Genomic DNA, 24,140 nt, shown 5'->3' on the forward strand with positions numbered 1-24,140 from the left:
TAAACACCGGATTAACAGGAGTTCTCCGTCATTAAAAGCCGCCACGCCGGGCGCGAGCCGCTACCTCACCAGCCCCCGACTTTGAAAAGACCCTGGAAAACGGCGCCGGGGCCCTCCGGGAGCGCCCCTAGGATGGCAGACATGCGCACCACGATGGCCGAGAGCACTGACACGACTTCGTCCTCCCCCACCTCTTCCGCCCGGCCGGCACGGCTCGGTGTCAGCCTGGCCTTGGCGGCGGCCACCGTGGTGGCCCTGACGGGTTGCGCCGATGTCATCCGCAATGCCTAGCACGGGGGTTCCTCCGACTCGGCCGGCTCGTCGTCCTCCGCACCGGAGCAGAACGCCGGGACCGAGGCGTCCGGGGTGCAGATCTTCGAGGACTTCGCCTGCCCGCATTGCGCGGCCTTCCACGAGCAGAACGGGGGCCTGATCCACGGCCTGGTGTCCGGCGGCGAGCTGGAGGCCGATTACCGCATCGTGGACTTCTTGGGCCGGGGCGATCCGGAGTCCTGGTCCACGCGGGCCGCCAACGCGTACTACTGCCTGAAGGGCTCGCTGGACTCGGGCAGCGGAAATGGAAACCAGGCGGCCGGCAACAAGCTGCATGCCTTCCAGTCCTGGCTCTTCGAGCAGGCCACGGCCCAGCCGGACGATGCCACCCTGGTGGCCCAGGCCGATGAGATCGACGGAGACACCACGTCGGTCGAACAGTGCGTCACCGAGGACGGTGGGGCCCCACAGATCACCGCCGCCATGTCAGACTTCTCCGACTTCGGGCTCCGCGGAGTCCCCTCGGTCTACTCGACCGCAGACTCGACGCTGTACACCCCCGAGCAGCACGGCGATCTCAAGACCTGGCTGACAAACCGCGCCGGGCAGTGACGTCGGCGCCCTGCACTCCGCGCTGCACGGGGATGCTCCGCGCCACCGCGTAGCCGATCCACATCAGCGCCAGCGTGGCCGCGCAGGCCGCCAGCCAGTAGAGCGGGTCGGGCAGGGCCTGCAGGAACGGCCGGAATTTCAGGTAGAAGTAGTTGCCGTCCGTGAGGGCGTTGACCGCCAGGACGACCCCGAAATAGGCGAGGAACCAGGCGTAGGACCGCCACAGCCCGCGGACGGTGGGCCGCCATCCGTCGGCGATCCCGGCGACGACCGGAACCAGGATGGTCACGGCATGGCTGACCAGGAAGCTCCACCCCATGAGGTGGTCCATCGGCTGGATCCGCTGCGGGTAGATGAACGTCGCGTACGCGTAGAGACCGAAGTAGAAGCCCACCTCCAGCACCGTTCGACGCCCCGTGATGAGGTACGCCATCAGGATCAGCGTGGTCACGCGGGAGATGTGCAGCGGTAGGGAGTCGCCCCAGTCCCAGCCGGCCACGAATGCCTGATAGCTGTACAGGGCCACCTGCTGCACGAGGGCGAACATCAGGAACCCCCAGCGCAGCACCGGGGCGTGGTTCCGCACTTGGCGGCGGAACGCCAGCAACAGGACCACGGCTGTCAGCACCGTCCCCAGAGCCAGCAGGTGGTCCGCCCCGAGCAACGGGATATACGGAGCCAGTGGGTCCAGGAACGAGCTCATGGAAACAGAGTAATCAGCGCGACGGCTCCGGATAGCCGCCGGAGCACGTCCTAGCGGGCTGTCACTGCGGTGATGAAGGCGCTCTTCAGGCCCAGCCGGGAGCGGAACTGGTTGCCGGTGATCGTGGCGGTGGTGCCGTCCGAGGCCGTGGCGGTGATCCAGTCCGTGTAGCCGGAGTTCGGGTTCACGGCGGTTTCCCGCACGGTGACCACGTTGGCCAGGCCGAAGGCCCGGGCCATCTGCGCTTGAGTGGGGCTCGCGGTCCAGCTCCGGTTGGGGTTGTTGGCCTCGGGCGCGAGGCTGTAGGGGTCCGCCTTGCTCGTCAGGTAGAGGACCTTGTTGCCCCACTGCTCCTCGGCTCCTCGGGTGCGACCGGCGCTGGAGGAGTGGTAGCTGGCGTCCGCGACGGAACCGTTGTGGGTGAGGATCTGTTGCGAGGTCGCGTCCACGGCGGCCTTCCACCGCGCGCCGTAGACCCCACCCGGCCCCTCGTTCTCCTTGGCCCACCCGGTGAACTTCTGGCTGTTGACCTCATCCCAGACGTTGCAGTCACAGTCCGCCCGCAGGGACCCCATGGAGCGCAAGGCGTAGGACCGGCCGGCGACCGCCTGGGCCTTCAAGGCCTCCTCGGACCAGAGCGAGGGCATCTCGGACAGGCCGTAGAGGTACTCGTCGTTCATGCGCAGCTCGTTGACCACGTTGAGCTGGCCGTCGTCGTTCAGCGTGACCTGGACGCGGCCGTGGCGCAGGACCAGGTCCGTGCTGGTGCCGTTGGCGTCGGGAACCGTGACGGTGGAGGCGGTGCCCTTCCAGAACCGCGTCCCGGTCCACTCGAGGGCCACGGACTCACCGCGCTGCTGCGTCCCGTCCGGAAGCGTGGCGACCACCTGGTCTCCGCCCACCGTGAAGGTCACGGCACCGGAGATCGCGGACGGCTGCGTCGAGCCGACCCGGACCCTGACCTCTCCCGTACCGTCAACGGCGATCTTCTTCGTGGAGACGAGGTGCACGCGGATGTTCCCGTTGACCCGGTTGGGGCCGTTCTGCACCACGGCGGGGCGGTAGTAGTGGTCCAGGATCTGACCGGAGGTGCTTCCCCCCTCGGCCATCGCCCGCGCCCCGTACTGGCTCATGCCCACTCCGTGGCCGAAGCCGGAGCCGCTCACCGCGAAGGACACGGGGAACACCGTGGTGTCATAGCCCATCTCCCCGGCCACCTTCCAGATGAGCTGGGCGGCCTCCCCGCGCGAGATCGGCCGCCCGGGCCGGAAGTTTCCGTCTGCGTAGCCCCGGCTGATGCCCTTGTCCTTCATCCAGGCGATGTGCTGGGCGTAGGTGGAGTTCACGGGGACGTCCGAGAATGGATCCTCGGACGGCTCCGGGAAGTCGGCCCCCGCCACGCCGTAGAGGATCTTGGCCATCTCGCCGCGGGTGATGGAGCGGTGCGGCCGGAATGTCTCGTCCTTGTAGCCGTTGATGATGCCCTCGGTGGCCATCCACGCGATCGGCGTATAGGCGTACCACTTCGGGTCGGCGGGGACGTCCTTGAACGGGCTCTCCGCCGGCGGCGTGACGTTCGGGTCGATCAGTCGGAACAGGAACGCGGACGCATCGGCGCGGGTGATGTCCTCGTTCACCCCGAAGGTGCCGTCATCCTCACCGGTGGTGATCTTCTCCTGATTCATCCACATGACGGCCTCGTGGAACGTGTGGGTGGCCGGGACATCCGGGAAGGTGGAGGGAGTGGCCGCCCGAGCCGGTGTTGCTGAACCCGCCAACGGGCCGGCGGCCAGCACCAGCACGGCGGCCAGCAGCAGGGTCAGGAGCCGGCGCGGCAGCCCGCTCGGACGGGCAGGGAGCGGCCCGGCAGGGCGTGAATCGGCGGCGGGCGCGGTGATGACGGGCACGGTGGTCCTCCGGGGAAGTCGTCGGAGACGTCCAGGTCACTGCCCTCCGCAGCGTCCTCGTCCCCACTTCCTAGTATGCGCCCGGCGCCCGGCCGGCGGTCAGTTTCTGACCCCCACGTCCCGGCCCGGCGGTGGAGCCCCCTACCGGATTCGAACCGGTGACCCCCTGTAATCGAGTCGCCAAAAGGCTGGCTCCCTCTATCGGTGCGGACTTCCGATGAATTGCAGGCCTGACATGGCCTCTTCGGATGCCAAAGGGACTGCTCGAACGTACTCAACGTGACTCATCAGATCGGCCCTTTTATGGGGGCAGCCGGCTTTTTAGGGGGCAGAGATGGGGGCAGCCGACTGCGCTCGTGGTGTATCCGATCTTGCCATCCACAGACTCACCGGCGCCGGCGATTGCGGTCAAGAGCTTCCCCTTTTGCGCCTCGCACACGGACCGGGTTCCGGTCGGGGAGATTGGTCTGGTGACACTCACCGGGCCGGCCCTCTCCGATGCGCCCGCCGACGAGATCTTCCGGCTGGCGACCCGGGGCGACGCCCGAGATACCGATCAGATCCTCACCGAAGCTGGAGCGCCTCCGGCTCGCTTGGCCTACCTGGACCCGCCCTACAACTCTGGCCGGCACTTCGGGTCCTACTCGGACGCCATGGACCGTCAGGAATGGGTGGCCATGATTACCCAGACCCTGCAGTCCGTACGCTCTGTGATGCGGCTCGACGGGTCAGTGTGGCTCCAGATTGACGGCCAGGTCGAGCATTTGGTCCGACTGACCATGGACGAGGTCTTCGGCCCAGGCAACAACATCGGGTCCATCACCTGGCAGCGCAAGGAGCGTGCGGCATTCTTGCATGCCCAGATGGCCACCGTCACCGTCACCTGATCGTCGTCTACGCCATGAACCGGGAGAAGACCCCTCCCCTGGCCTACGGCACCACCGAGGCTGGACGGCGAGTCCCCGTGCACCACAATGGCAACTCCCGCACCACGCTGTCGTCCCCCGCCCGGTCTGTGGAGCTACCAGGACCTGACCGGCTCATCCCTGCAGGGGCAATGACCTCCCATGCAGTGGCATCCGATCTGCTCGACGGCATCGAGGTAGTGGGCGGGGTGAACGCTGACACTTTCCGAATGACCGGATCCTTCCGGTGGGGACAGGCGACCATCGAGTCCATGCACGTAGAAGCTGCGGCGGATGGTCGAACCGCCTTCATCGCCCCCAAACTGCCCTTGCACCCATCGTTCGTGGGGGCCGTGGCCAAGGGCAAGCCCATCAAGGACATGTGGTCCTTCCACATTGACGGGGCGCCTACCAACGAGGAGGCCGGGGCCGAACAGGAGGAGCTGTTCGGCCCAGGGGGTTCCTTCCCGACCCCGAAGCTGGTCAGGCTCCTGGAGCGAATCGTCGCTTGCGCCACCGAGCCAGGGAACCTGGTCCTAGACCCCTTCGCCGGGTCCGGCACCACCCTGGTCGCCGCCGGCCGGATGGGCCGCGGGTACGCCGGTTGAGCCGGGACGGCCTATCGGCTCTCATCAAGCCCGCTCTCCCACACCTGGCGACGCATAGGCGCGAAAATCGCCGTACAGCCTTCGGCGGTGACGTGTGCCCATTAGCGACATCACCGGCATTACACACCCATCGACGTGAATGCCACTATTACTGGCATTGGCTGCTCTCCCGGCCGCCAATGCCAGCATTGGTTCCAGCACTTCCGCAGTCCCCAATGCCGGCATTGTCTCCAACACCAACGGTGCACTCCTGCTCGCACCGCCGTCCATGCCGTAGTGCATGATGTGTGCCATGCCCCGCCCCCGATACACGCTCCGCCCCGTCGGCCAACTCCGCACGCTGATCGCACTCTCCGTCTCAGCCGGTGACGAGCTCGAGGTCACCACCGAGCCGGACGGCCCCGGCACCTGGGTCTCCACTCTGGTCCGCCGTTGGCGCAGCTCCACCAACGGCGTCATCATCAGCATCAGGGAGTCCGAGCCGCATACCCTGCACCGCTCGGCTCCGCACCCGGAGATGAGCATGACCCACGCCCACGCGCACGCACTGCAACGGCTCGACGTACTGGCTGAGGATGACCCCGTCCTCCGCCAGATGGTGATGCGGGGACGCATCACAGCCCCGTCGATCGAAGAGGATCCGCGCCTTCTCGACGACCCGGAGGACTGGGGCGCGGTCTCCCCCGGTTGGCATGACGAGCTCTGATAGGTATGGGCTCTTCTACACCGCCGCGCGGGTCTGCGAGGTGCTGGGCGGAAAGAGTGAGCATGCACTTGACGAGCTCGTGGCCAGCCATCAACTTCTCAGAGTCACCACCTCGGGCGGATTGAATCTCTACCCCGCGTTCCAGTTCGTCGACGCCAGCGTGATGGTTGGCCTGCCCCCACTGCTGGAGATCCTATTGGGCTCCGGAGCCGACCCTTGGGCCGCTGCCCACTGGCTCACCGCCCGGACCGATCACAACGAGGGACAGGCTGCCGTCGAGGTACTCGCATCCGGTAGAGACGACCTGAAAGCCGACCCGATCAAGCTTGCTCACCATGACGCAGCGGGATGGGCCGACTCCAGCTAAATCCCTTCCTCCCTGACCCAGTGCCACGATGTTCAGCATGGCCGACCCCGAAAGGTTCCCGCCCACTCCGGTCGAGCGCCTAATCGACTGCACCGCGTCATCTACGTTGAGATCTGTACCGATGAGAAACCAGTCACAACGGTCGGGTGAATGCCTCCGAGACGACCCAGGTGGCCACCAGTGAGCACAGGGCACCGGACCGGTAGCACAGAGCCATCGAGTAGATCCTGCGCCGACACGGAGTCCGCTCCCCCAGCCTGGCTGCTAGCCGGATGCTCGGCCCTAATGGTGCCCAGCCGATCGAAAGCACCAACTCCTTGCCCGACCCAACGGGCCCGTATGCCTCCAATGCCATGATGAAGCCCATCATGCTCTCGGGGAGATCGCGTCCCGCCAGGGTGACCGGTCTGACCCCGTCGAGGAGGCCACGCGCGACGGGGCCGGCTGACAGCGCTCGTCGAAAACGAAGCAGTGACTTACCGGACCCTCCGCAGGCTCGCTGCGGATGCACAGCGAGCGAGGGTTTACTGCTAGTAGACGCACCGCGGCCCCGGACCGCGTGATGCGATCCGGGGCCGGTTGGGGCGTGGTGCTAAATTATGTGTCAGCCGTGGGCGACGGACTGGGCCGGCGACTTTCGACTCCGCCGCTGCTCCTGAATTGAATGTTGAACAGCCATTGCCACTGCCAAGAAGGCGCCGCCAAAAGCGAGCCCATCGTTGCCGATCACGTTGCCCACCGTCGCGATCGCGAAACCCACGAGCGGGAACCACGCGAACTTTGTCCACTCGCGGGCGTGAGCTGCGACGACCAGGATGCCTGCGAGGATCACCGTATAGATTCCGATTGCAGGGGCATTGCCGCCAGCAGACGGGGTGAAGGAATCTGTGGCAATCCCAGCTGCACCGATAGCCACGGTGGCCAGTCCCGGTCCCCAACGGATTTTGGTCTCGTGTTTCATGGTTTCCTCCAAGTTCTAGCAGGCTCCCGGCTTTGGCAAGAACAGGAAGCTCGTTCCCGCACCCTTGTACATTGCCAAGCACGTCCCGCCCTGGTTCCCCGTGTCGATCTCATTGATGCGGCTGGAGACGTATACAGCCGCTGCGGCACAAGCAAAAGCACCGAAGGCCAGAGTGATGAACACGCAGCCGGCGCCAGCGTAGAGGGTTCCTTCGACCGCCATCTTCTTCCACTCATTGACGGTAGCGGCCATGTACGGTCCCCGGGAGTCCCAGCCGACCTTGGCATCTATGCTGGCCTCTTTGCCTTCACCAACGAGCACCGGGGGCTCCACAAGGTATCCGAGAGTGATTCCACCTTCGGTCTTTTCATAGGCCAGGCCGTCTAGGAGGTCGGCAGTCTCGGTGAAGCCGGCGCCCTCCAAGAGTTCAACCTTCTTGGCCGTGCTCGAGGCGTGCTCCACTTCGTAGAACAATGAGCCCGGCTGCGCCTCAAACGGAGCTGACTCGGCTGCTGGCGCGACCTGCTCTGCTGTCACAGCAGACTCGGCGGGTGCCGCATTCGCGGGGCCGGCGTAGGCGCCCACGAGCAGCAGTGCGGACATCGAAATCGAGGCGACAGTCGCCCTCGAACGGTTCCTCATTTGTTTCCCCTCAAGTTATTGAGTCCCCGGGGTACGAGTTCTATACCAAAGACCTTTTCACCGTCCCATCGGCCAGGCTGGGGGCACAACAAACTTCCGACCATCATCGGCGGCACCTTTGGGCATGCTTGAAGTCTGCGCGAGGCTTGAAACACTCAACGGCCCCGGCCCGCGTGGTGCAGTCCGGGGCCGTTGGGCAGTCCAGATCAGAGCATGCAGCTGACGCGGCCCTCCCCCTGCCCTCTGAGACAGCAGCCGACGAAATAGCGGCGAACTGATCGGCCCGAACGCTCTTCGACTACTCGCCAACCGTCGCTCGAAGTCCAGTCAGCAGCCATATTCCACGACACGGACCCGAAAGAGTTGGCACGCTACGTCCTCGCCATGGCAGACCTGATCGAACATCCGGAACGGACCCTGGCCGCACTCAACCGGCAGGAGAACCAACTCACCGACGGACACCAACTGTGAGGTCAACAGGTAGGTAAACGAGTCGTCGGACAGTCCGGGCTCCACACCGATACCCACCCCGGTGTTCGGGGGATAAGCACTCCGGCTCTGCCGGAGAGTTGAACGTTCTAGCAAGCTAGCCTGACTGGGGTTCAGGAAACCCTAATCGTCCCGTCGATGCGGATGGTGTTCGGATGGACCCGCGCGTCCTCAGGCAGGGCCCGCTGTCGGCGTAGCTCGAACAGCTTGGCGCGACGGGAGACGATCCGGTCCTCGACCCTATAGTTGAATCCGTCCGTCCCGGATAGCGATCGAGAAACAGTCCTCGAAGTCGATGCAGAGTCCGGCGGCGCCCGCCTGGAGATCGGACACGACATCGGTGTGGAAAACGAGGCCCTTGTCATCAGAGATGGCAGTGCCCGACGGGCGGTCGTGGTCATGTTCATGGCCACCACGTTTACGGAGACAACACCGGCACCCCGCCCGTCTACGCTTGTAACTGGCCAGGTAGAGGGAGCGGTCAGCGTGGCCAGTCCGCACACATTGGGTCCAGCCTCTGCCGATCGGCAAACCCACACCTTCGAGGAAGCTGTCGCCGTCGGCGCGAGTGTCGACTTGAACCTTCTGTAGCTCTTGAGCGATTCGCGGATTCCGAAGAACACTAACAGGGCGATGAACGCGTAAGCGGCGAAGGTTGCGGCGAAATCCCAAAATCCCGTCGATTCGGGGAGGGTGCCACCGGAGCTCTCCACCCAGTCGCAGTCTGTGCCACCGGCTTTCAGGCAGCACATCAGCGACGGCACTCCGATCAAGATGACGATGAAGTAGTCGCCCCTCCCGTCACGCGCCCCGCCACTCAACGCGAGTGGCGGGGCGCTGGCGTCGCCCCGACATTTCGGTCGCCACGTAGAAACCCAGTTCCCGCTGCCTGCAGCTGCGCCCCCGTCCATTCCCGCTCGAGTTCAACGGCGACAAGCTCGTATGCCAGCTCCGAGATCTCATAGCCCACGGCATCCAGGTTGGCGGCAACCACCCGCTCGAGCGTGACCCCGACTGGGATCACCACCGCGGTCGTCGTATCGGCGTACATTGCTGTCAGCAGCACACGTGCGGCATGACCCGGGTGGTAGCCGGGCCTACGCCGCATGGCCCTGATTTCTTCCCATCCCGACTCCGACGACCTGCTCATCAGGATCGCGTGAAGTAACAGCCGGTTGTCCTGCTTGGCCTGCTCTAGCTCGATCCTGGTCATACGTGCGGCCTCCATATCGGCTCTCCCTCATGTCTGGCGGGCCGGCGTTTCCCGGCCCTGGGGAGGATCACGCTACGAAGGGCGGGTCGATGGCGCTGACTGGATTAGAACCACTAGGACTGTCGTGGCCGCAGCGGAGTGTGTAGCCTCCCGGGTGTAAAGACGACATTTCAGCCTTCCGCTACCAGAATGCTTGTGGGATCAGGCCAGGCAGCACGATCTCGGAAAGCCCTCAACTCGCGAACTCCACGGTCAGTTTGATCCGGGTTCTGAACGGATCCCCGCGGAGAAATGCCCATTGGGAAGGCAGGCTGGCCATAGCCACTCACGCCAACGGATAGGTGAAGCCGCGTGGCACTGAACCAGATCCCGGTGGGTGGAGTCCCCCGGCACCGCCATCGGGCCCACAGGCGCACTGACCGGAGCAGCTAGCGAAAGTCGCAGCTTACTTGTCCGGCCAGACGACCGTCTCGCCGATCCCCGTGAGGAACTCTGCGTATTGTTCGACGCCGATCCGACCTCGCATGGCCGCGACTGTAACCTCGTCTCGCCTCGACCAGAAGCGCTGCTCGCCGTCCTTGCGCGCGACTGAGTAGATCCCCAGGTCCAGGCCGGCGAGTTGCTCGGCAAAATGGGGCCCGCCGCGCTCAATCAGACGCTGGATCTCCTTCTTGACTTTTCTCTGATCTTTCTCGGACAGAGTCAGCGAAGCGAAACCATGAGCCCGGGCTCGGGGGTTCAGTCCGGTAAGCATCAGCATGAGCGGGGTGGCTTCGCCGCCGAGCATACGGTTGAGACAGAACCGTTGGTCAGCGGCGCCCTCGGCCCGCTGCTCCACTGCATAGGGGTTCTGGCTCCTGGCTGCATAGATCCGGGTCGTATCCATCGCCCGAAGCTCATCGACCGGGAGGATCGATCCGTAGTGACTGCCGTACACCAGGCGGTCGAAGCTCTTCTTGCCGCCCCAGTGTTGCTTGATGCGCTTGCGAATGTCAGAGCCCTGACCGACGTAAAACTGCTTGTACTCGTCAAAGACCATGATGTATGCGCCGGCAACTCCATCCCAGTCCGGCAGCGATTCCACAGACTTGAACGTACGTCCGGCGGACAGTACCGCCTGCAGTGCATCCTCGAACTCTCCACTGTCCAGCGAAGCGAAGTACCGCATAGACATGTTGTAGTTCACCAGAGCCAGATCCCGATTGACGAGCAGATACAGGTCAGAAAACCGCGTGTGGTCCTCATCCCGATACATCCAGCCAGTGCTCTCCCACAGCGCTTTGCGCGTCGTCTCCCGCTTCAAGCGCTGATGAGGGGATCGATTCGGATAACCGTATAGCTCTCGTGTCATCCGGTGACCGAGCTTGTGGCCGCGAAGCTGTTCCCCGAAGTGGTTGATGCCGGGCTGAACAGCCTTCCTGCGCGGCTTCTGGTCTTCTGGCTCCCAGACAGTGACGCGGGCCCGAGCAGGCGTTTCCCGAGGGCCGCCGCTAGCTTCGCTCCAATCTCGCGCCGAATCGCGACCTGAGTCGAATCCGTCGAGCGCACTAAGCAGGACATCGGTGGGGCGGTAGAGCGGCTCATCCATGCCGCTGATCGTAGCGGGAGAGCCGGACGCGCCAGCTTGGCCCGCTTCATGCATAGGAGATGTAAGAGCTGCAGGAGGCACCAGGCCTGAGTGCGACTCCAACAGGACTCCCGAGCCCAGCCCGCCGGACAACCACCGGGGTCCTGGACCAGCCTGGATTCAACGCCGACGCAGCAGCCTGCACAGGATCTGCGCATGTGAGCCGGCACCACACCACGAAAACGGTCCAGGGTGGCCCGGGAGACCCTAATACGTCGATGACATCCAACTTGGTCAGCGGGATAGACACTGGGACCGTGGCCCGGTCCGGCTTCCGCCCTCCCGTCAATGTTGCCATTTCTCCTGCACGCCCTCCCGCTGCGCGAGGACGCTCCCCGGACAGCGCGCTCCATGTGTGCGGACGGTGCGCAGGAAGAGGACGGCCGTGCAGGATTTCACGGGTTAAGGGGGCAAGGCGCACAAAAATCCCCGCCCGACTGGCAAAATGCCTAGTCAAACAGGGAGTGTGGAGCCCCCTACCGGATTCGAACCGGTGACCCCCTGTTTACAAGACAGGTGCTCTGGCCAGCTGAGCTAAGGAGGCGGGAAGGGCCGGCACCGAACCCGGTCAGCGAGCGTGCTGACGTGGACGGAAACCGGCCCTTCCAGAGTAGCGGATCAGGCGATCAGGACGCGTCCATGATGCCCTGGGCCCAGTCGGTGAAGGACTGGCCCTGCTCCGCGGTGGCCCAGTTCTCGCCCTGGACCCACACGGACGGGGTACCCGCCACGCCCGCCGCACGGGCCTGAGCGCCGGAGTACGTCACATAAGGGCGGTAGGTGTTGCCGTCCACGCAGGAGTCGACGTCGGCTCCGAGGCCGGAGGCCATGTCCTTGAGCTCGTCGTCGCTCAGGCCCTGCCCGCCATGGCCGGTGTAGGACCCGAAGACCCCGCTGAGGAAGGAGTTGTAGTTCTCCGGGGAGTTCTCCGCGACGCAGGTCGCCGCGTTGGCGGCGCGGGAGGAGTAATTGCCGGTGGCGGGGTTGTCCAGGAAGTCCAGCATGCGGTACTCCACGGTGACCTCGCCGGCGTCCAGCCACTGGTTCAGCTGCTCGGCGTTCTCCGTCTCGAAGTTGGCGCAGTGCACGCAGTTGGCGTCGGCGTAGACGATGATCTGCGCCGGCTCACCGGCCGGGCGGGCCTCCGCGCCGGGAACGGTCTCCGGCTGCTCGCCGGTGGCCTCCGGGATCTCGACCGTCGTGGCGTCGACCTCCTCGAGGCCTTCGTCGACCGGGGCGAGTTCGGTGGTGGAGGTGAGGGTGATGCCGCCCTGGTCGTTGCCCGCACTCGGCGCGGGACCGGCGTCGGGAATGGAGCGGGACGAGTTCATGAAGATGACACCGATCACCACGGCGACGACCACCACGACGCCGATCACGACGCCCCAGCGCACCATGAGGGAGCGCCGTTTCTCCTGGCGGCGCTGCTCCTCCTGCATCTGCCGGGCCTTCTCACGGGCGGTCTGCTGCCGTTCGGCCTTCGTCTGATTCTTGCTAGTCGCCATGGTCCTGCCTGTCGTCCTGACTCTCGGGGTCGCTGCGGTGTCATGTAGCCGGCCGGTATCCCCCCATACCATCCATCGGCGGGCCGTGGGCCAGACTACCGGTCCAACCTGGGAAACCTGTTCACACGATGGCCACCCGTCCGGGCGGTCCCGGGCGATAGGCTCGGGACCGGACAAGGACAAGGAGGTTCGCCGTGAACAACACCACCGTCGACATCCCCACCGGCACCGTACCGTTCGTCGAGAAGCTGGCCGGGGATCCGCCGGCGCCCGGCCACTCCGACCTGGTGGTCGTGGCCAACCGCCTGGCCGTGGACCGCGTGGTCGAGGAGGACGGCACCACCTCGTGGCGCCGGTCCCCCGGCGGCCTGGTCACCGCGCTGGCGCCCATCATGACCCGGCAGGAGGGCGCCTGGGTCGGTTGGGGTGGTTCCCCGGAGGAGGAACTGGACGAGCCGCTGGAGCCCTTCACCCATGAAGGCATGCACCTGATCCCCGTGCCCCTGACCGAGCGTGAACTGGTCGAGTACTACGAGGGGTTCTCCAATTCCACCCTCTGGCCGCTGTATCACGACGTGATCGCCCGCCCGGACTTCCACCGGCAGTGGTGGGACACCTATCAGCAGGTCAACGCCCGCTTCGCCCGTGCCGCGGCCGCCACCGCCGCCGAGGGGGCCACCGTCTGGGCGCAGGACTACCAGCTGCAGCTGGTGCCCCGGATCCTGCGCCGGCTCCGCCCGGACCTGCGGATCGGCTACTTCCACCACATCCCGTTCCCGCCGGTCGAGATCTACGCCCAGCTGCCGTGGCGCCGCCCCGTGCTCGAAGGACTGCTCGGGGCGGATCTGATCGGCTTCCAGCGCCGCTCGGACGTCTCGAACTTCCAAGGCGCCGTCCGGCGCATCCTGGGCTCCTCGTTCCGTTCCACCACGGTCCAGGTGACCGAGCCCGACGGCGGCGCCCGCACCGTGGGTGCGGCCGCGTTCCCCATCTCGATCGACGTGGACACCATCACCGACCTGGCCCAGGATCCGGACATCCAGGCGCGCGCGCGGCAGATCCGCGAGGAACTCGGCAACCCGCGCACCATCCTCCTGGGCGTGGACCGGCTGGACTACACCAAGGGCATCCGGCACCGCATCAAGGCCTTCTCCGAGCTGCTCGAGGACGGCCGGCTGAGCGTGGAGGACGCCTGCCTGGTCCAGGTGGCCAGCCCGTCCCGGGAGGGCGTGGACTCCTACAAGGAGCTGCGGGACGAGATCGAGCTGTCCGTCGGCAGGGTCAACGGCACCTTCGACACGATGGGCCACACTGCCATCCGGTACCTGCACCACTCCTATCCGGTCGAGGAGATGGTGGCGCTCTACCTGGCCGCGGACGTCATGCTGGTGACCGCGCTGCGGGACGGGATGAACCTCGTGGCCAAGGAGTACGTGGCGGCACGCGGAGGCTGGGGCGGGGTGCTGGTGCTCTCCGAGTTCGCCGGGGCCGCGGACCAGTTGCGCAAGGCCCTGCTGGTCAATCCCCATGACATCGACGGGCTGAAGGACGCGATCATGGAGGCCACCGAGATGTCCGCCGGTGAGGCCACCAAGCGCATGAAGTCGATGCATCGGCAGCTCATCACGCATGACGTGAACAAGTGGTCCCGGGACTTCCTCGACCGTCTCGGCGGTGCGGTCCCGGCGGAACGCGCCGGACCGGACGACGGCGGCCAGCAGTCGGCCTTCATGGACACCGACGATGACCGCGAGCGCCGCGACCACGAGGTCGATGAGCCCTTTGACGGCAGCGGGCCCGCCGACGGTTCCACCCCGGGGGACGGACGATGACCGATCCCCGGCTGGCCACCGCCCTGCGGCAGTTCGCCACGCGGGGATCGATTCTGGTGGCGCTGGACTTCGACGGGGTCATGGCCGAGCTCGTGGACCGGGCGGAGAACGCCCGGCCCCTGCCGGAGAACGCCGCCGCGCTGACCGCGCTGGCCGGCCTCCCGGGCGTTCACACGGCGCTGGTCTCCGGCCGCGCCCTGGACTCGCTGGTGGCCGTCGCCTCCCCCCCGGAGTCGGCGCTGCTCATCGGCTCGCACGGTGCCGAGCGCCGCCTGGGCCCGGAGGCGCCCCCGCTGGAATTGGACGAGGAGCAGACCCGGACGCTGGCCGCCGTCGGGCACGTGTTGGAGGCCGTGGCCACCCGGTATCCGGACTCGTGGGTGGAGTCCAAACCGGCGGCCCGGGTGCTGCAGGTGCGGCTGGCCCGGTCGGAGCAGGCGCGGCGCCGGGCCGTGTCGGAGGCCGAGGAGGCCTTGCGTGAGCTGGCCGGGCAGACTGGGCAGCCGGGGCAGTCCGGGCTGGCCCCCTTCTTCGTCGGGCACGGCAAGGACGTGCTGGAGGTCGCCGTGGTGCGGGCGGACAAGGGCCAGGGGCTGGACCTGCTGAGGTCTGCCACCGGGGCCGACGCGGTGTTGTTCGCCGGCGACGACGTGACGGACGAGACGGGCTTCGCCCGGCTGGACCCGTCCCGGGATGTGTCCGTCAAGGTCGGCCCCGGAGAGACCGCGGCTCAGTTCAGGATCGGCGGACCCGCGGACGTGGCCACCGTGCTGGAGGCGGTCCGCTCATGGCGTCCGTAGAGCTGCGCGGCATCACGGTCCAGTACCCCTCGGCACGCACCCCCGCCCTGGACGGGCTGGACCTCTGGGCCCAGGACGGCCGGTTCACGGTGGTCACCGGCGTCCTGCGCAGCGGCAAGTCCACGCTGTTGCGGGTGGTGGCCGGGCAGGAACCGCCAGATGCCGGACGGGTGCTGATCGGTGGCGTGGACGTGACCGAGGTGCCGGCACACGACCGTGACGCGGTGATCGTCTTCCAGAACTACGCCCTCTACCCGCACATGGACGTGCAGGAGAACATGAGCTTCGCCCTGCGGGTGGCCGGTGTCCCCCCGGCCGAACGGCAGGCCCGGGTCCGGGAGGCCGCCCGGCTCCTGGACCTGGAGGAGCAGCTCGACTGGACACCCGAGCGGCTGACCGGCCCGCAACGGCAGCAGGTGGCCCTCGCCCGGGCCGTGGTCCGGCGGCCCGCCGTGCTCCTCATGGACGATCCGCTCACCACGCTGCCCCCGGCGTTGAAGGACCACACGGCCGAGCTGATCCGCAGCCTGGCCCGCACCCTGGACGTCACCACGCTGTACGCCACGGCCGAGCCCGGGCCGGTGATCCCCGTGGCGGACCGCCTGCTGCGCCTGGACTCGGGACAGTTGAGGGAGGACACTGCCGTGTCATGACCCCACGCTCCGGTCTGGACATCACCACCTCGGGCACGGCCGTGGACACCGCGGCCTTGATCGCCCTGCCCTGGGACGTGCCCCTGGCCGAGTGGCCCGAGTCCGCCCTCGCCGCCCTCCCCCGCGGGCTGTCCCGGCACGTGGTGCGGTTCGCCCACCTCGAGGGGGCGGTGGTCGCGGTGAAGGAGACCACGGAATTCTCCGCCCGCCGCGAGTACCAGTTGCTGCGCCGGCTCGAACGCCTGGATGTCCCCTGCGTGGAGCCGGTGGCCGTGGTCGCCGGGCGCATCGATCCGGACGGCGAGCCCCTGCCGACGGTGCTCGTGACCCGGCATCTGCGGTTCTCCCTGCCCTACCGCGCCGTCTTCTCCCGGCGGTTGCACCGGGACACCCTGACCCGGCTGATCGATGCCCTCGCCCTGCTGCTCGTGGAGCTGCACCTGTCCGGTTTCTACTGGGGAGACGTCTCCCTGTCCAACACGCTGTTCCGCCGGGATGCCGGCGCCTTCGCCGCCTACCTGGTGGATGCCGAGACCGGGGAACTGCATCCCTCCCTGTCCCGCGGCCAGCGGGAGCACGACCTGGAGCTGGCCCGGGTCAACGTGGCCGGTGAGCTGATGGACTTGATGTCCGGCGGCCTGGTGGAGGGGGACGTGGACCCCGTGGCCACCTCACAGCTGATCATCGATGCCTACCGCCGGCTGTGGGAGGAGCTCACCGCGGACATGTCCTTCCGGCCCGGCGAGCGCTGGCGGGTCGAGGAGCGGATCCGGCGCTTGAACTCCCTCGGCTTCGATGTGGAGGAGTACGCCATCCGCACCACCCGGGACGGCTCCGAACTGGTGCTGCAGCCCAAGGTCGTGGACCCGGGTCACCACCAGCGCCGCCTGTTGGGGCTGACCGGCCTGGACGTGCAGGAGAACCAGGCCCGGCGGCTGCTGCGAGACATCGACGAGTACCGGGCCGTCAACCACCCCGAGATGGACGAGCACGAGGCCGCGCACCGGTGGCTGACCGAGGTCTTCGAGCCGGTGGCCCTGTCCATCCCCGCGAACCTGTCCAGCAAGCTCGAGCCCGCCGAGGTGATGCACCAGCTACTGGAGCACCGCTGGTATCTCTCCGAGAACCAGTCCCGGTCCGTGCCCCTGGACGAGGCCCTGGAGTCCTACCTGCAGACCGTCCTGCCCCACCGCCGGGACGAGGACGCCGTGGTGCTGCATCCGACGACCACCATGCTCAAGGCCGTCGAACTCCCCTCGGAGAACTACGACTGACCTTCCCGCCCGAGGAGCAGGAAGCCGTGGGGTGGGACGCGGGCGTCGTCGGCCACCGCGGTGCGGGGCCCCTCGGCGCTGTGGCCGGCGAGCAGGCGGTACCCGCCCAGTTCGTCCGGGACCGGCATCGGCTTCTCACCCAGCGCCGCCAGCAGGACCACCGCACCGGGCCCGACGGCGGCCCCCGCGTCTCCGCGCTCGACACCCCGGTCCATCCGCACCCAGCCGCGCTCCTCGTCCACCACCGCGCGGGTGGTGGAGCGGTCGGGGTCGGTCAGTTCGCGGCGCTCGGCGCGCAGCCGTCCCAGCGTCCGGTAGAGCTCGAGCAGCCGGGCGTGCCGACCGGTCTGCGCTTCGTCCCACCGCAGCGTCGAGGCGGCGAACGTCTCCGGGGCCTGCGGGTCCGGTACCGCGTCGTGGCTCCAGGCCATGCGGGCGAACTCCCGGCGCCGGCCCTCTGTCACCGCCTGCGCCAGCTCCGGTTCGCGGTGCGCCGTGAAGAACTGCCATGGGGTGGAGGCCGCCCACTCCTCGCCCATGAAGAGCATCGGGGTGAAGGGCCCGGTCAGCAGCAGCGCGGCGCCGATCGCCAGCTGGCCCTCGTCGAGGCTCGCGGTCAGCCGGTCACCGGCGGCGCGGTTGCCGACCTGGTCGTGGTTCTGGGCGCACACGACCAGGGCCTCGGCGGGGATCTGCTCCCCCAGGGGCCGGCCGTGCCGGCGGTGGCGGAAGGAGGACCAGCTGCCGTCGTGGAAGAACCCGTGGTTGAGGACCTTGGCCAGGGCGGACAGCGGCGCGAAGTCCGCGTAATAGCCGTCCGTCTCCCCGGTCAGGGCCACGTGGACGGCGTGGTGGAAGTCGTCCGACCACTGCCCCGTCAGGCCGTAGCCGCCCGTCCCCTCGGCCCCGGGGCCGGGCCGGGCCGTGATGAGCCGCGGATCGTTCAGGTCCGATTCGGCCACGAGCAGCAGCGGCCGGCCCAGCCGTTCCGAGAGGGTGTCCGTCTCGGCGGCCAGCTCCTCGAGCAGGTGCACGGCACGGGTGTCCCGGAGCGCGTGGACGGCATCCAGCCGGAGTCCGTCCACGTGGTAGTCCTCGAACCACATCCGGGCGTTGTCCAGGATGTACCGGCGCACCTCGTCCGAGTCCGGCCCGTCCAGGTTGAGGCCGCTGCCCCAGCCGGTGGAGTGCTCGGTCAGGTACGGGCCGAACTGCGGGAGGTAGTTCCCGGAGGGGCCGAGGTGGTTGTAGACCACGTCCTGGATCACGGCCAGCCCGGCCCCGTGGCAGGCGTCCACGAAGCGTTGATAGGCCGCCGGACCACCGTAGGAGGCGTCCACGGCGTACCAGCCGACGCCGTCATAGCCCCAGTTGCGCGCCCCGCCGAAGGAGTTCACGGGCAGCAGCTCCACGTGGGTCACCCCACACGAGACCAGGTGGTCCAGCTTCCGGGCGGCGGCGTCCAGGGTGCCCTCGTCCGTGAAGGTGCCGAGGTGGAGTTCGTAGATGACCGCCCCCCGCAGCGGACGGCCAGCCCAGCCACCGTCCTGCCACGGATGCGCGGCGCCGTCCACGAGCCTCGAGGGTCCGTGCACGGTGTCCGGCTGGCACCGCGAGCGCGGGTCCGGGAACGGTCCCTCGCCGTCCACCCGGTAGCCGTACCCGTGGTCGGTCCCGAAGGGCCCCTCCGCCGACCCGTCCGGCACCCACCAGCCGCCCTCGGCCGATTCCATCCCCACCGAACCGGCGATCGACCATGGGTCCTCCGCATCATGAACGGCCCCGGGCTCGTGGTCGGTGAACACGAGTTCCACCGCCTGCGCGTGCGGCGCCCATACGGCGTAGCGGCGGTGCGCGGCCGGGCCGGTGCCGAGCTCGCCGTTCATCGCAGCGTGTTCCCGTCTTCCGGCACCAGCAGCGCCACCGGATGGCGTTCGAAGACCTCGGCCAGGCGCGTGGCGCCGTCCGTGAAGGCACCGCCGAAGCGGCGCCCCGTCAGCAGGTCCACCATGGTCTGGCGGGGCAGCACGACGGCGGCGTCGCCCCATCCGCCCTCGTCCTCCAGTCCCAGCGGCCACCGGGTGGCCACGGTGATGCACCCGCCCCGGGTGAAGGCGACCACATGGTCCGATGCCTCGCCGAGGACGTCGAGTTCCTGGTAGCGGGTGAACCACTCGGGGTGCTCCCGGCGGGCCCGCAGGGCGCGGGAGGTGAGGAGCATCTTCAGCCCGGCGGCGTACTCGGCGAGCGCGGCGCCGTCGGGCCGGGTCGAGCCGTCCTCCGACTCCACCGGGGCCGGGAATTCGGGCTCCCACCCGTCGTCGAGCCGGGCCAACAGGGCTGCGCGCTCCCGGAAGTCCACGGGCCGGCGGTTGTCCGGGTCCACGAGGGTGGGGAACGGGACCTCGGTCCCCTGGTAGACGTCCGGGATGCCGGGCATGGTGAGCTGGATGAGCTTCATGGCGAGCTGGTTGGTCACGCCGGGAACGGCGATCCGATCGGCGATCCGCTGGACCTCGTCCCTCAGCTCCCCCGTCCCGGTGGCCCGCTCAGCGAGGTCCGCGAGCGCGGCTTCGAACGCCTCGTCCGGTGCGGTCCAGGTGGTGCGGGTCGCCGCCTCGCGGGCGGCCTTGAGCGCGTAGTCGGCCAGCCGCTGGGTCTGCAGCGGGGAGCCGTCCACCGGCCAGGCGCCGACGATGGTCTCCCACAGCAGCTTCTCAAACGGACCGTCTCCCAAGGGGGCCAGCTCCCTGAGCCGGTCCAGGGTGCGGACCCACTCCCCCGGGATCTCAGACAGCACGTCGATCCGGGCGCGGACGTCCTCGCTGCGCTTGGTGTCGTGCGTGGAGAGCGTGGTCATGGTGCGGGGCATCCGGGCCTGCCGGTCACCCTGCAGCGCGTGGAACCGCTCGAGTTCCAACGCGAACGACGACGGGTCCCCGCCGACCTCGTTCAGTGACGCCAGCCGCGTGTACCGGTAGAAGGCGGTGTCCTCCACGCCCTTGGCCATGACCATCCCCGAGGTCTGCTGGAAGCGTTCGCCCACGGGATGGTCTGGGTCGGCCAGCAGCGGCAGGAGCGCCTCGACCGCCTCCGCCAGGTCGGGACGGCGGCGCACCGCGTCAGCGGCGGCGTCGTCCAGGTGGTGGCGCCCGGTCGGCAGATAGGACCGGTAGACGGAAAAGCAGGCGAGCAGTTCCGCCAGGGCGTCGTGGACGAGGTGCTCGCCGGACTCCTCGCCGTCCGGCACCAGTCCGGGGACGAGCCGCGCCAGGCGTTCGACCTCGGAGCGGAGCATGCCATCCGCCACGGCACGCTTGGTCCCGTGGATCATCTCCGCCCACACGATCTCGGCGGCCGCTGCCGTCTCCCCGGCGGGGTCCTCGGTGCGGCCCCACCCGCCGAGCCGTCCGGCCACCTCGTCGAGTTCGGGGGCTCCGGCCGGGTCCGTCAGGATGCGCTCCACCTCCCCGAGGGCGTCGTAGCCGGTGGTGCCGTCCATGGGCCAGGCGGCGGGCAGTCGTTCTCCAGGCTCCAGGATCTTCTCCCCGAGCAGGTAGATCCCCCCGGTGGCCTGCCGCAGGTTCTCGAAGTAGCCGCCCGGGTCCGCCAGCCCGTCCGGGTGGTCCACGCGGAGCCCGTCCACGAGTCCGTCCCGGACCCAGGACAGGATCTCCCGATGGGTCTCGGCGAAGACCCGCGGGATCTCGACCCGCACCCCGGCCAGGGAGTTGACCGCGAAGAAGCGGCGGTAGTTCAGGTTCTCATCGGCCTCGCGCCACGGCATCAGCCGGTAGTTCTGCTTCTCGTGGGCGGCGCGGGCCACCGCTTCTTCCCCGGCGTCGTTCCCGACGGCGGCGCGGGCCGCCTCCTCGGTGCCCGGTGCCAGGGGGAAGACGTTCTCGTAGTAGTGCAGTTCCCCGTCCACCACGCGCAGCCTCGCGAGTTCGGCCTCGGGGTCCTCGTCGGTGCCGTCCCCCAGGACGGGCAGCCAGATCCGGGAGTCCCCGGCGGCCCAGTCAATGTCGAAGGCCATCGCGTACTTGGAGGCCCGGCCGTGCTTGAGCAGGTCCCACCACCAGGCGTTGTCCTTGGGGGTGGCCACCCCCACGTGGTTCGGCACGATGTCGGCGAGGATGCCACCACCGGCCTCGTGCACGGCCTCGGCGAGTTCGCGCAGCCCGCTCTCCCCACCGCGGGCGTCGTCCACCTGGGTGGGGTCCACCACGTCGTAACCGTGGGTGGAGCCCTCCTCGGCGCCGAGCATCGGAGACAAGTAGAGCCAGTCGACGCCCAGGTCCCGCAGATAGGGCAGGACCTCGCGGGCGCTGTCGAGCGTGAAGTCCGCGGTGAGCTGCAGACGGTAGGTGGAGGCGGGGACGTTCTGCGGGCTAGTCACGTGGTGCACGGTAGCAAACGACCGGTCCTACTGGCCGGTCTGTTCGGGCGGCTGGGTCAGATCCCGCGTGATCTGCGGTTCGCCCGAGTCCTCGAACGTGATCAGCACGTCCTGCCAGGCCTGGTTGCCGAAGACCGAGTAGACGATGGCGGCCACCCCGATCTCCAGCACCCCGGCGCCGGCGACGGTCTGTCCAGGTGGGCCCGGTACCGTTTGCGCCGCCACTGGCCATGGGCGACGAGCGGGGTCTGGAGGTCGAGCGGTGCATACGTGCCTCCATTGTCCCCCGGATCGTGACGCAGACGCAGTCCGGTCAGAGTCCGCCACCCGGGGTGAAGAGGTCGTCCCCGATCAGCGGCTCACCATCGGCCTCGAAGTAGACCTCGGTGTCCTGGCGCACGGTGCCGTCCGGCATCCGCAGGTCGGCCATGAGGAACCCCCCGTTCCAGCGGGCGTTCTCCACGGAGACCACCCCGTACTTGGCGGCCAGGTTGCTGCGCACGTTCTGGTGGGTCTGCCAGGCGCCCAGCGCGGAGAACCCGGCCAGCACCACCGCGACGCCCAGGCACACGTACCCCGTCCACTGTTCGATCCGGGTGTCCCGGAGCAGCTGCGGGTCCGTGTTGCGCCCCGTCCTCCGGGCGAAGCGGACGTGGCTGGATCGCCGCCACCCTGCGTGTCCCAGGGTGCCCACCGCGATCACCAGCAGCAGCCCGACGACCCACAGGGTGACGACCGGCGCCTGGAAGTCGACCGCCCCGTAGTCGCCGCCGGTCAGGGCAGCGGCTGCCCTCGCCTGGCGGTCCACCCCGCCTACTTCAGCGTGACGTAGCCGCGGGTCCCGGCCATGTCGGCCAGCTGGCTCGTGTCCACCCAGAACGGTTCGGTCCAGGGATCGTAGACCAGAAACGTGTCGTTGACGTTGTTGTAGCCCACCACGGCCATGTGGTGGCGCAGGGTGAACCGGCCTCCGGTCTTCGCCCGCTGGAGGGGCGGCTGCTCGTCCGGAGTCGCCGCGATGTTGATGACCACCGGGACACCGCCGTCAATGGACCGTCGCGCGCTGGTGCGGAACTCGCGGGTCTGGGCGAGGTTCGCATCCGCACCGGGGATGGTCTTCACCGTGTACCGGACATCGATCGGTGCGTGATAGTCCAGCACACGGGCCACCTGGTGCAGCCACGTCCCCTCCTGGTCGGTCTGGGCCGCCGTGGCCAGGGACTTCTGCGAGAAGTCGAGGCGGAACGCGGACAGGGCGATCGCCATGGAGGCCGGTCCGCACCAATGGCCGTTGGGCTGCGCCTCATAGTCGGCCCGGAGAACGGCGACGCCCTGCTTCGGGCGCTCCGGGAGGTAGCGCTTGCCCAGCCGGGAGACCTCCGACTTGGTGTTGCCCGCCTCGAAGTCCCGGATGAGATAGCCGCCGTGGACCCAGCCCTTGACCTTGCCGGCGGTGATCTCCCGCCAGGTGGCCCCGCCGACGGACGTGCTGCGGCCGGTGATCACCACCCGGGTGTTGCGGGCCAGCGAGGCGAGCACCGCGTGCCCCGTGCCCGCCCCGGACCTCACCTTGAGACCGTCGTCGGCGATCACCACGTACCGGTACGCCAACGGGATCTCCGGCACCGGTGCGGGCTCGGGTGCCGGCTCGGGCTTCGGGGCCGGCTTCGGCGGCGTGGCCGGCGGTGTCGGCTGGCCGTTCAGGTGCGTCTCGAGACCGTAGAGGAACTTGGCGGTCTCGCCGCGCTGCACCGCTCGGCCGGGACGGAAGGCGCCGTCCGCGTAGCCGGAGACCATCTGGTGCTCCACCAGCCAGGAGATGGCCCGGTACCGGGCCGCCGTCGTCGGGACGTCCCGGAAGGCCTGCTCCGCCGGAGCCGTGTAGTCCGCGTCCCCGCCGAAACGAAACAGGTAGGAGGCGAGCTCGGCCCGGGAGATCGACTGCCCCGGCTTGAAGGAGGGGTATTCTTGGCCCTGGTTGACGTAGCCTCGCCCGATCTCCTGCTCATGCATCCAGGAGATGGCGGTGAAACCCTCGTCGCCGCTGCGCGGGGCCACGTCCGCGAAGTCGCGGGCGGTCCCGGGGTCGTGGCTCGCCCCGGACATGCGGTAGACCATCACCGCGGCCTCTTTCCGGGTGATCTTCTGGTAGACGCCGAAGGAGTGGTCCTCGTAGCCCTTGGACAGGCCCGCGCAGGCCATCCAGGTGACATGGGTGTAGAACGTGGTCTTCGGCGCGACGTCCGTGAAGTCCTGCTTGCAGGGGCCCAGATGCGCGGCGGCCGCGCCGGTGGACGCATCGGTGGCCGCATCGGTGCGGCCGCGGGCAACATCCGGCCCGGCGCTCTTGCCCTGGACGGCGTCCAGGACGGCGTCGTCGAGAACCGGAAGCGACTCGTCGAACTCGGCCGTCTGGTCCAGGGGGGTGAGATGCTCGGAGTCGGCCGCCGCCGGGGCGGCCAGGGCCAGCCCCGGCAGCAGCAGTCCCAGGCTGAGGGCGGTGGCGAGGAGGCCCGCACGGCGGCGCCGCGGGGCAGGAAGCTGACGAGACACGGTGTCGCCCTTCGTGGGTGGAGTGATGGGCAGGGCGTTTCCCTCCACCCTGCCGCGAGCATGATAACCGAATCAGGCTTCCACGGGGTGACGGGCCTGACAACTGCCCAT

At 68.2% G+C, this 24,140-nt stretch carries 23 protein-coding genes and 1 tRNA gene; 10 read left to right on the plus strand and 14 right to left on the minus strand.

Features of this window, described 5'->3' with window-relative positions; all coding sequences use genetic code 11:
• Nucleotides 1-141: 141 nt before the first annotated feature.
• Nucleotides 142-291 (plus strand): hypothetical protein, encoded by a 150-nt coding sequence (locus tag AB0333_RS16180; protein WP_366219718.1) that lies wholly within the window; start codon nucleotides 142-144, stop codon nucleotides 289-291.
• 75 nt (nucleotides 292-366) lie between these two features.
• Complete coding sequence (locus tag AB0333_RS16185) at nucleotides 367-885, plus strand: thioredoxin domain-containing protein (RefSeq protein ID WP_366219719.1); 519 nt, start codon at nucleotides 367-369, stop codon at nucleotides 883-885.
• Here AB0333_RS16185 and AB0333_RS16190 read toward each other — a convergent pair.
• Nucleotides 851-1,588 carry a TIGR02206 family membrane protein gene (locus AB0333_RS16190; protein WP_366219720.1) on the minus strand — a complete coding sequence of 246 codons (738 nt, stop codon included), beginning with the start codon at nucleotides 1,586-1,588 and terminating at the stop codon, nucleotides 851-853. The two genes, AB0333_RS16185 and AB0333_RS16190, sit on opposite strands and share 35 nt — an antisense overlap.
• Before the next feature lie 50 nt (nucleotides 1,589-1,638).
• Entirely contained in the window at nucleotides 1,639-3,495 is a 1,857-nt protein-coding gene (locus AB0333_RS16195) for a SpoIID/LytB domain-containing protein (protein WP_366219721.1), read from the minus strand.
• Nucleotides 3,496-3,965: 470 nt separating this feature from the next.
• On the opposite strand from AB0333_RS16195, the gene AB0333_RS16200 reads away from it, so the two are divergent.
• From AB0333_RS16200 to AB0333_RS16215, 4 genes are all read left to right on the plus strand, one after another.
• Complete coding sequence (locus AB0333_RS16200; RefSeq protein WP_366219722.1) at nucleotides 3,966-4,382, plus strand: DNA methyltransferase; 417 nt, start codon at nucleotides 3,966-3,968, stop codon at nucleotides 4,380-4,382.
• A 248-nt stretch (nucleotides 4,383-4,630) separates the two neighbouring features.
• Nucleotides 4,631-5,008, plus strand: a complete 378-nt coding sequence (locus AB0333_RS16205; protein WP_366219723.1) for a site-specific DNA-methyltransferase — start codon at nucleotides 4,631-4,633, stop codon at nucleotides 5,006-5,008.
• Between the two features lie 292 nt (nucleotides 5,009-5,300).
• Nucleotides 5,301-5,714, plus strand: a complete 414-nt coding sequence (locus AB0333_RS16210; protein ID WP_366219724.1) for a hypothetical protein — start codon at nucleotides 5,301-5,303, stop codon at nucleotides 5,712-5,714.
• Entirely contained in the window at nucleotides 5,701-6,081 is a 381-nt protein-coding gene (locus tag AB0333_RS16215) for a hypothetical protein (protein WP_366219725.1), read from the plus strand. The genes AB0333_RS16210 and AB0333_RS16215 overlap by 14 nt, the downstream gene beginning before the upstream one ends.
• Nucleotides 6,082-6,685: 604 nt before the next feature.
• Here the strand turns inward: AB0333_RS16215 and AB0333_RS16220 are convergent.
• From AB0333_RS16220 to AB0333_RS16250, 7 genes are all read right to left on the minus strand, one after another.
• A complete protein-coding gene (locus AB0333_RS16220; protein WP_366219726.1) occupies nucleotides 6,686-7,042 on the minus strand; it encodes a hypothetical protein in 357 nt (118 codons plus the stop codon).
• A 15-nt stretch (nucleotides 7,043-7,057) separates the two neighbouring features.
• Entirely contained in the window at nucleotides 7,058-7,645 is a 588-nt protein-coding gene (locus AB0333_RS16225; protein ID WP_366219727.1) for a hypothetical protein, read from the minus strand.
• Nucleotides 7,646-8,286: 641 nt separating this feature from the next.
• Entirely contained in the window at nucleotides 8,287-8,886 is a 600-nt protein-coding gene (locus AB0333_RS16230) for a hypothetical protein (RefSeq protein WP_366219728.1), read from the minus strand.
• Nucleotides 8,887-8,990: 104 nt separating this feature from the next.
• On the minus strand, nucleotides 8,991-9,386 hold the full coding sequence (locus AB0333_RS16235) for a hypothetical protein (protein WP_366219729.1): 396 nt from the start codon (nucleotides 9,384-9,386) through the stop codon (nucleotides 8,991-8,993).
• Between the two features lie 445 nt (nucleotides 9,387-9,831).
• The gene (locus AB0333_RS16240; RefSeq protein WP_366219730.1) at nucleotides 9,832-10,974 is read right to left on the minus strand and encodes a GIY-YIG nuclease family protein; all 1,143 of its coding nucleotides are present in this window, start codon (nucleotides 10,972-10,974) and stop codon (nucleotides 9,832-9,834) included.
• 506 nt (nucleotides 10,975-11,480) lie between these two features.
• A tRNA-Thr gene (locus AB0333_RS16245) sits at nucleotides 11,481-11,557 on the minus strand.
• Between the two features lie 82 nt (nucleotides 11,558-11,639).
• Nucleotides 11,640-12,518, minus strand: a complete 879-nt coding sequence (locus tag AB0333_RS16250) for a thioredoxin domain-containing protein (protein WP_366219731.1) — start codon at nucleotides 12,516-12,518, stop codon at nucleotides 11,640-11,642.
• Nucleotides 12,519-12,766: 248 nt separating this feature from the next.
• Here AB0333_RS16250 and AB0333_RS16255 point away from each other — a divergent pair, with 248 nt between their 5' ends.
• From AB0333_RS16255 to AB0333_RS16270, 4 genes are read left to right on the plus strand one after another with little or no spacing between them, the layout of a single operon-like run.
• Complete coding sequence (locus tag AB0333_RS16255; protein WP_366219749.1) at nucleotides 12,767-14,350, plus strand: trehalose-6-phosphate synthase; 1,584 nt, start codon at nucleotides 12,767-12,769, stop codon at nucleotides 14,348-14,350.
• Complete coding sequence (gene otsB, locus AB0333_RS16260; protein WP_366219732.1) at nucleotides 14,347-15,150, plus strand: trehalose-phosphatase; 804 nt, start codon at nucleotides 14,347-14,349, stop codon at nucleotides 15,148-15,150. The genes AB0333_RS16255 and otsB overlap by 4 nt, the downstream gene beginning before the upstream one ends.
• A complete protein-coding gene (locus AB0333_RS16265; protein WP_366219733.1) occupies nucleotides 15,138-15,803 on the plus strand; it encodes an ABC transporter ATP-binding protein in 666 nt (221 codons plus the stop codon). Before otsB ends, AB0333_RS16265 begins: the two co-directional genes overlap by 13 nt.
• The gene (locus tag AB0333_RS16270) at nucleotides 15,800-17,077 is read left to right on the plus strand and encodes a DUF4032 domain-containing protein (RefSeq protein ID WP_366219734.1); all 1,278 of its coding nucleotides are present in this window, start codon (nucleotides 15,800-15,802) and stop codon (nucleotides 17,075-17,077) included. The genes AB0333_RS16265 and AB0333_RS16270 overlap by 4 nt, the downstream gene beginning before the upstream one ends.
• On the opposite strand, the gene treZ is transcribed toward AB0333_RS16270, so the two are convergent.
• The 5 genes from treZ to AB0333_RS16295 all read right to left on the minus strand — a co-directional run bounded on the left by treZ (nucleotide 17,068) and on the right by AB0333_RS16295 (nucleotide 24,029).
• A complete protein-coding gene (treZ, locus tag AB0333_RS16275) occupies nucleotides 17,068-18,963 on the minus strand; it encodes a malto-oligosyltrehalose trehalohydrolase (protein ID WP_366219735.1) in 1,896 nt (631 codons plus the stop codon). The genes AB0333_RS16270 and treZ overlap by 10 nt on opposite strands.
• Nucleotides 18,960-21,485 (minus strand): malto-oligosyltrehalose synthase, encoded by a 2,526-nt coding sequence (treY, locus tag AB0333_RS16280; protein WP_366219736.1) that lies wholly within the window; start codon nucleotides 21,483-21,485, stop codon nucleotides 18,960-18,962. Before treY ends, treZ begins: the two co-directional genes overlap by 4 nt.
• An 18-nt stretch (nucleotides 21,486-21,503) precedes the next feature.
• On the minus strand, nucleotides 21,504-21,701 hold the full coding sequence (locus tag AB0333_RS16285; RefSeq protein WP_366219737.1) for a hypothetical protein: 198 nt from the start codon (nucleotides 21,699-21,701) through the stop codon (nucleotides 21,504-21,506).
• A gap of 88 nt (nucleotides 21,702-21,789) precedes the next feature.
• A complete protein-coding gene (locus AB0333_RS16290) occupies nucleotides 21,790-22,284 on the minus strand; it encodes a hypothetical protein (RefSeq protein WP_366219738.1) in 495 nt (164 codons plus the stop codon).
• Between the two features lie 5 nt (nucleotides 22,285-22,289).
• On the minus strand, nucleotides 22,290-24,029 hold the full coding sequence (locus tag AB0333_RS16295) for an S-layer homology domain-containing protein (protein WP_366219739.1): 1,740 nt from the start codon (nucleotides 24,027-24,029) through the stop codon (nucleotides 22,290-22,292).
• Between the last annotated feature and the right edge of the window lie 111 nt (nucleotides 24,030-24,140).

The sequence above is a fragment of the Citricoccus sp. NPDC079358 genome (assembly GCF_040702545.1).
Taxonomy (GTDB): Bacteria; Actinomycetota; Actinomycetes; order Actinomycetales; family Micrococcaceae; genus Citricoccus.

Coding starts and splice junctions, on each gene's coding strand:
- AB0333_RS16240 (WP_366219730.1), bottom strand. CDS start 10,974: ATGGATGAGCCGCTCTACCGCCCCACCGATGTCCTGCTTAGTGCGCTC.
- AB0333_RS16270 (WP_366219734.1), top strand. CDS start 15,800: ATGACCCCACGCTCCGGTCTGGACATCACCACCTCGGGCACGGCCGTG.
- AB0333_RS16225 (WP_366219727.1), bottom strand. CDS start 7,645: ATGTCCGCACTGCTGCTCGTGGGCGCCTACGCCGGCCCCGCGAATGCG.
- otsB (WP_366219732.1), top strand. CDS start 14,347: ATGACCGATCCCCGGCTGGCCACCGCCCTGCGGCAGTTCGCCACGCGG.
- treZ (WP_366219735.1), bottom strand. CDS start 18,963: ATGAACGGCGAGCTCGGCACCGGCCCGGCCGCGCACCGCCGCTACGCC.
- AB0333_RS16210 (WP_366219724.1), top strand. CDS start 5,301: ATGCCCCGCCCCCGATACACGCTCCGCCCCGTCGGCCAACTCCGCACG.
- AB0333_RS16250 (WP_366219731.1), bottom strand. CDS start 12,518: ATGGCGACTAGCAAGAATCAGACGAAGGCCGAACGGCAGCAGACCGCC.
- AB0333_RS16220 (WP_366219726.1), bottom strand. CDS start 7,042: ATGAAACACGAGACCAAAATCCGTTGGGGACCGGGACTGGCCACCGTG.
- AB0333_RS16215 (WP_366219725.1), top strand. CDS start 5,701: ATGACGAGCTCTGATAGGTATGGGCTCTTCTACACCGCCGCGCGGGTC.
- AB0333_RS16265 (WP_366219733.1), top strand. CDS start 15,138: ATGGCGTCCGTAGAGCTGCGCGGCATCACGGTCCAGTACCCCTCGGCA.
- AB0333_RS16180 (WP_366219718.1), top strand. CDS start 142: ATGCGCACCACGATGGCCGAGAGCACTGACACGACTTCGTCCTCCCCC.
- AB0333_RS16205 (WP_366219723.1), top strand. CDS start 4,631: ATGACCGGATCCTTCCGGTGGGGACAGGCGACCATCGAGTCCATGCAC.
- AB0333_RS16235 (WP_366219729.1), bottom strand. CDS start 9,386: ATGACCAGGATCGAGCTAGAGCAGGCCAAGCAGGACAACCGGCTGTTA.
- AB0333_RS16190 (WP_366219720.1), bottom strand. CDS start 1,588: ATGAGCTCGTTCCTGGACCCACTGGCTCCGTATATCCCGTTGCTCGGG.